Source organism: Pseudomonas duriflava (assembly GCF_007830155.1).
In the GTDB taxonomy this organism is placed as follows: Bacteria; Pseudomonadota; Gammaproteobacteria; order Pseudomonadales; family Pseudomonadaceae; genus Chryseomonas; species Chryseomonas duriflava.
Map to the genome: position 1 here is coordinate 257,285 of NZ_VLKY01000008.1, position 6,377 is coordinate 263,661.

The window sequence follows — 6,377 nt, forward strand, 5'->3', positions numbered from 1 at the left end:
TTTTACCACCTGCTATTTTATGGCTTGTCTGCATAGCGGCCATTTCGTCAATTTGTCGTCATCCTTTGGTAAAACCTTAGCCATGGGCTTGATCAGGCACCATCGCTAATTATTTTTTGACATTTTATTGTCTCTCCCTCACGCAAACTACTGATTATGCAGCCAAAAAAAGCTGGCATAACCATTGCTATGAAGAATCAGACTCCAAAAATTGGCTTTATTAAGTCTTATATTTGACTAGCCTCTCAAAGGAGTGTCATTCATTTTACAGCGCTAGCGTGCGGCGTGGAGTAGCAATATGTCACTTCCTGAGTACAGAAATTCTTATGATTTGGATCTGGCGGAGCAGAAGGATTTTGTGGGTAGCTTGACGGAGATAATCGCACAGGCAATTTCTCAGAAAGCAGAAAAAGTTCCTTTTGGAAAGCCGTTCATTGTAGGTAAAGAGCTTTCCTACATAGCGCAGGCCGTCAGCAATGGAGTTCTGTCAGGAGATGGTGAGTTTACTCGGCGTTGCCACGAGTGGTTAGAGACAAATCTTGTATGTAAACGTGCTTTGCTTACGCATTCATGTACTGCTGCACTGGAAATGGCTGCGCTTTTAACTGATATTCAGGCAGGCGATGAAGTGCTGATGCCTTCTTTCACCTTTGTTTCTACTGCCAGTGCATTTGTGTTACGGGGCGCAATTCCTGTTTTTGTAGATATTCGACCGGATACATTGAACATTAACGAAGAGTTAATAGAGAGGGCGATTACAAGCAGAACAAAAGCTATCGTAGCTGTGCATTACGCCGGTCAACCATGCAATATGAGAGTTTTAAAAGATATTTGTCAGAAGCATGAACTTTATTTGATCGAGGATGCAGCGCAAGCGATTCTGGCCAAGAATGATGGCCAAGCACTGGGTACTATCGGTGATCTAGGCTGTCTTAGTTTTCACGAAACAAAAAATGTTATATCCGGCGAAGGTGGAGCACTTTTAATAAATAATGAAAAGCTCATAGAAAGGGCTGAGATTATTTGGCAAAAAGGAACAAATCGGAAAGCATTTTTTCGTGGAGAAGTTGATAAATACACTTGGGTGGACATCGGCTCATCTTTCCTGCCTAGCGAGTTAACAGCTGCTTTTCTCTATGCACAGCTAGAACACGCTGAGCATATCAATGCTCATCGTAGAGAACTGTATCTCAGTTACTATTCTTCTCTGAAGCCGCTTGCAGAAAAGGGCTACTTGAGTTTGCCTGCTACTATCAATGGGAAACCGGAAAACGCGCATATCTTTTACGTGACATGCCGGACAGAGACTGAGCGTAAAGCATTAATTGATTTTTTGGCGGGGTTAAACATAGCTGCGGTTTTTCACTATGTACCTTTGCATGATTCTCCAGCAGGGAAGCGCTATTCACGTGTTTCAGGAGGATTAGATGTGACAAATGATATATCTAAGAGATTGCTACGACTGCCTCTTTTCTCTCAGATGACCAGCGAGATGGTGGAAAGGGTATGCCATGCTATCAACTCTTTCTTTAAAGCATAATTCAAATATCACCTGTCTGAAGGGTTAGACTATGTCGTCCAGATTATATGCGCCTCTACGGCAACCTTATTATATATGGGCTCCGGCTTTTAGATATAATTCTGGTGGAGTTCGAGCTTTACACAATCTATGTCACGCTCTTAATCTTAAAGGTGAAGAGGCTTATGTACTTACTTCTGTAGTAAGTAGCAGTCTGCGCACGCCTGTATTAACGCCTGATATTGTTCAGGGGCACTATGATGCAGATAGAAGTCCCATAGTAGTTTATCCCGAAGTGATATCAGACAATCCCTTAAGCGCTCAAAATGTAGTGCGCTATCTATTAAATTACCCTGGAAAGTTGACAGGAACACCTATTGACTTAGCTGCTACAGATCTTGTTTATACACATGGTTTGGCTGTTGTCCCAGAGGGATGGCAAGCTGATTTACTTCATATGCCGCTAGTGGATACAAAGATATTTAATAGCGTAGGGGCTGATGATAAAACTAGAAAGGGGACTGCGGTATTCTTACATCGCTTTTTAGAAAATGATGGGAAGCCTTCGCCTGTTACCAAAGACTCAATTGAAATTTCCTCGAGAGTAAAGCATCGTAATGCTTATGAGTTAGCTCAGCTCCTTAAGTCCGTTGAACTACTCTATGTATATGAGCCTTCTACTATTATCTTTGAAGCGCTTTTGTGCGGCTGTCCGGTTGTCTTTTTAGCTGAAAGCAGCCATTACCCTCTTAGTGTAATGAAAGACTATGGCCAAGCGGGTATCGCTTTAGGCTGTGATTCTGCGCAGATCCAGGCGGCGCAAAAGTCTGTACATGAATATACGAAAGAATATAGGGCAATAGAAGCAGGTTTTTGGAGCGCCTTAGAAGGTTTTATAGAGAAAACACAAAGCGCTGCCGAAGGAAAAGTTAAAAGAAAGCTGCATTTTCCTTCTGATAGATTAGGTGCTATTGGTTCTCCATTGAACTCTTTTGTATATAAGGATGAAGCAGCAAGTAATAGCACGGACAGCTGGCTTTTAGCTCGTCAGCTTTCACCTACTCAAGAAAAACTTACAAAACAATATTTGCTAGATTCTGGTAATGATCGAAAGCTAGGCGTATTAGTCATTGACTCTTCCTCTAGCCAGGCTGCAATAAATAAAACTATTAATAGCCTGGCGGAAATTTCTGATGATTTCTTGAGTTGCGAGTGTGTGATTTTTGGTGGTCACGCTACCGATACTTCTTCATTAAACATAAAACATGTTTTATGTTCTGTTGAAGAGCGTATTTATAAGATCAATGATTTTGTTGAAAGTTCTGACTTTGAATGGTTTATGCTGGTCGAGGCTGGTTCAGAGTTCACAAAAGGTGGAGTAGCTACATTAGCCGTAGAGTTAACTAAGGCACAAGGTTATAGAGCTATTTATGCAGACGAGGTGCATCGTTATAAAGATGGCTCGTTAGGCGCCGCATTGCGGCCCGATTTTAATCTTGATTATTTGTTGAGCTTTCCTACAGGAATGGCTAAGCACTGGATTTTTAACCGTGAGGAATTCTGTGCAGTTGGAAAATTTGACCCTGCTTTAGAGGATGCCGCTGAGCTTGATTATTTACTGCGTTTAGTTCAACAAGGCGGATTCGCTGGACTGGGCCATGTTCCTGAACCTTTGACTATTAGCTCTACCCCTCTTTTGCGCGATAATTTAAATGAAATAAAAGCAATCGAGCGACATTTAAGAGATCGAGGTTACGAAAATGCGGAAGTAACTTCTAGTCTTCCTGGTCGCTATCATATTTATTATAAGCAAGAAGAAAGGCCATTAATTTCGATTTTAATACCAACCAAGAATCAGCTTGCAATGCTTCGCCGTTGTGTTGAAGGCATTCTTGAAACTACGCGCTATGATAATTATGAAATTATTATCATTGACAACGATAGTGATGAGGCGGACGCAAAAGAATGGCTTGCAGCTATTGAGTCGCTTGGGGATGAAAAGTTAAAAGTACTACGCTATCCATATCCTTTCAATTATTCTGCTATCAATAATAAAGCCGCTGAAGTTGCTAAAGGCGATTATCTTTTATTGTTGAATAATGATACAGCTATCATTAGTGAGAGTTGGCTTGAGGAATTGCTAAATCACGCGCTTCGTCCCGAAGTAGGAATTGTGGGCGCGAAACTTCTATTTCCAGACAAAACTGTCCAGCATGCTGGGGTAATTTTAGGCCTATGTGGTCCTGCCGAGCATCCTTTTATAGGTGAGTCTATGGATGCGTCTGGCTATATGCAAAGATTAGAAGTTGACCAAAACTACAGTGCTGTCACTGCGGCATGCTTGATGATTAGAAAGTCTGTATATCAGGAAGTGGGCGGCTTAGACGAGCAGGCATTCAAAGTTTCATATAATGATGTGGATTTGTGTCTGAAGGTAAGGGAAAGTGGCTATCTGATTGTTTGGACTCCTCATTCTATTGTATTGCATGAGGGAAGTGTAAGTCAAAAAAGCGTTGATACTCTGCCTGTTGTTAAAAAGCAGAAACGATTTATTGAAGAGCAAGATGCTATTTATGCAAAATGGTTGCCTAGCTTAGCTCGAGATCCAGCCTATAACCCGAATTTCTCTTTAGTACAGCCCGGTGGATTCAAGCTGACTGACCCTCAAATTTCCTGGCGACCACTTATGTCATGGCGGCCACTACCTGTTGTTTTGGCTCATCCTGCTGATGAATTTGGCTGCGGTAATTACAGAGTTATACAACCTTTTAGCGCCTTGCATAATGCAGAAATGATTGATGGAACCCTTTCCATCGGCTTGATGCATGTTACTGACTTAGAGCGTTATGATCCAGATGTAATTATTTTACAGCGACAAATCCAGGAAGATAGACTAGAGGCGATGCGTAGAATGAAAGCTTTTTCAAAAGCTTTCAAAGTTTACGAATTGGATGACTATCTTCCTAATGTCCCGTTAAAAAGCATTCATCGCCAACATGTACCTAAAGATGTTCTAAAGTCGCTCCGTATAGGCTTGGGTTATACGGATCGATTTATAGTTTCTACCGAGGCGCTTGCTGAAGTATTTGCAGGCTTACACACTGACATTCGTGTAGTTGAAAACCGGTTGCCTGTTCAGTGGTGGAAGGGACTTCAATCCGAAAGGCGCGTGAGTAAGCGTCCACGTGTCGGATGGGCCGGAGGTTCAGGGCATACCGGTGATCTTGAGATGATAGCTGATGTTATCAAGCATTTTTCTCAGAAAGTTGATTGGGTCTTTTTTGGTATGTGTCCCGACAAGATTAAGCCGTATGTTAAAGAGATACACGGTGGTGTTTCTTTAGTTGAGTATCCAGTCGCCTTGGCAAAGCTAAACTTAGATATCGCTTTAGCTCCGCTTGAAGATAACCTTTTTAATGAATGCAAAAGTAATTTACGATTACTAGAGTATGGTGCTTGTGGTTTTCCTGTGATTTGTAGTGATGTCCGTCCTTATCGAAATGACCTTCCGGCTACAAGAGTTAGGAATCGCTTTAAGGATTGGGTGGAAGCTATAAATATGCATCTTAATGATTTAGACGCTACTGCTCTTATGGGTGAGGAGCTCAAAGAAAAAGTCATGCGTGAGTGGACTTTGGAAGGGAAGAATCTAGAAGCTTGGTATAAAGCTTGGATGCCATAATTAATTCGAGAAATTAACGAAAGCCTCTTAGAAATAAGAGGCTTTTTTATGCTTGATTTCATTTGGATAGTTTGATTAAGCATATGACTGTATATATAGGTTGGTCAGTGCTTTAGTGTCAATTCTATAAGTTTATTTTTTTGATTATTTGATTTTATCAAAAAGTTGAACTTTGGTGGTTTTACAAAAGACAGCATTCAATTTATTGATTTTTTTTGGCTGGAAATAGTCTGAAGTCATTTTTACATGGTTCCAGCTTCATAATTTTTGTTTTGAAAATAGTTGAAAGGCCTAAAGAATTAGGCAAGCCGTCCGATATTAAAGGTACTGGATAGGAGGGTAGGCCTTTGAGGTGGATCTTGATTGCTTACCTGTCAAGTCAAAAGATAAAAAATTTGATTGACCCCCTAAAGCTTCCAGTGAAAACGCCGAAACAGTAAATGAACGCGAACTCATTGGTTGTCAGGCCGGGTCGCAAGTCAGGCAAACAAATTATGTCCGTCGGAGGACAACATCATGGCTTTAACAGTTAACACTAACGTAGCCTCGCTGAACACTCAGCGTAACCTGAACGCTTCTTCCAAATCGATGGAAACTACGTTGCAGCGCTTGTCCACTGGCTCGCGCATCAACAGCGCCAAGGACGACGCGGCAGGTCTGCAGATTGCCAACCGTTTGACCTCTCAGGTCAACGGCCTGAACGTAGCCGTCAAGAACTCCAACGACGGCATCTCCATGGCACAGACCGCAGAAGGTGCTCTTCAGCAGTCTACCTCTCTGCTGCAGCGTATGCGTGACCTGGCTCTGCAGTCGGCCAACGGTTCCAACAGCGATGACGAGCGAAAGGCTCTAAACAACGAAGTGACCGAACTGAAAAAGGAAGTTGACCGTATCTCCAACACCACTACCTTTGGTGGCAAGAAGCTGCTCGACGGCTCGTTTGGGACTACAACTTTCCAGGTCGGCAGTGCGGCCAACGAAATGATCAGCGTGAAGATCGACGAGATGAGCACTGACTCACTCAAGGGCAAGTATTTCGAAGGCACAGTCGCTGCAGGTACTGGTGCAGCTACTGCTTCAGGTACGATTACTGTTTCCGGCACGGTAAATGGTAATAACTTTAGCGTTGATGTGACTATTGCCAGCGGCACCACCGGTGCAGACTACACCAAGGCC

The 6,377-nt window shown here is 42.5% G+C and carries 3 protein-coding genes; all 3 read left to right on the forward strand.

The genetic code is table 11. The annotated features are described in order from the left end of the window. The first annotated feature begins 298 nt into the window (after window positions 1-298). Window positions 299-1,540 carry a dTDP-4-amino-4,6-dideoxygalactose transaminase gene (rffA, locus tag IQ22_RS13655; RefSeq protein WP_145142856.1) on the forward strand — a complete coding sequence of 414 codons (1,242 nt, stop codon included), beginning with the start codon at window positions 299-301 and terminating at the stop codon, window positions 1,538-1,540. Window positions 1,541-1,571: 31 nt separating this feature from the next. Continuing rightward, entirely contained in the window at window positions 1,572-5,201 is a 3,630-nt protein-coding gene (locus IQ22_RS13660) for a glycosyltransferase (protein ID WP_145142858.1), read from the forward strand. A gap of 516 nt (window positions 5,202-5,717) precedes the next feature. Continuing rightward, window positions 5,718-6,377, forward strand: a 660-nt coding sequence (locus IQ22_RS13665) for a flagellin N-terminal helical domain-containing protein (RefSeq protein WP_483247336.1), incomplete at its 3' end; no start/stop codon positions are given.

Coding starts and splice junctions, on each gene's coding strand:
- IQ22_RS13660 (WP_145142858.1), top strand. CDS start 1,572: ATGTCGTCCAGATTATATGCGCCTCTACGGCAACCTTATTATATATGG.
- rffA (WP_145142856.1), top strand. CDS start 299: ATGTCACTTCCTGAGTACAGAAATTCTTATGATTTGGATCTGGCGGAG.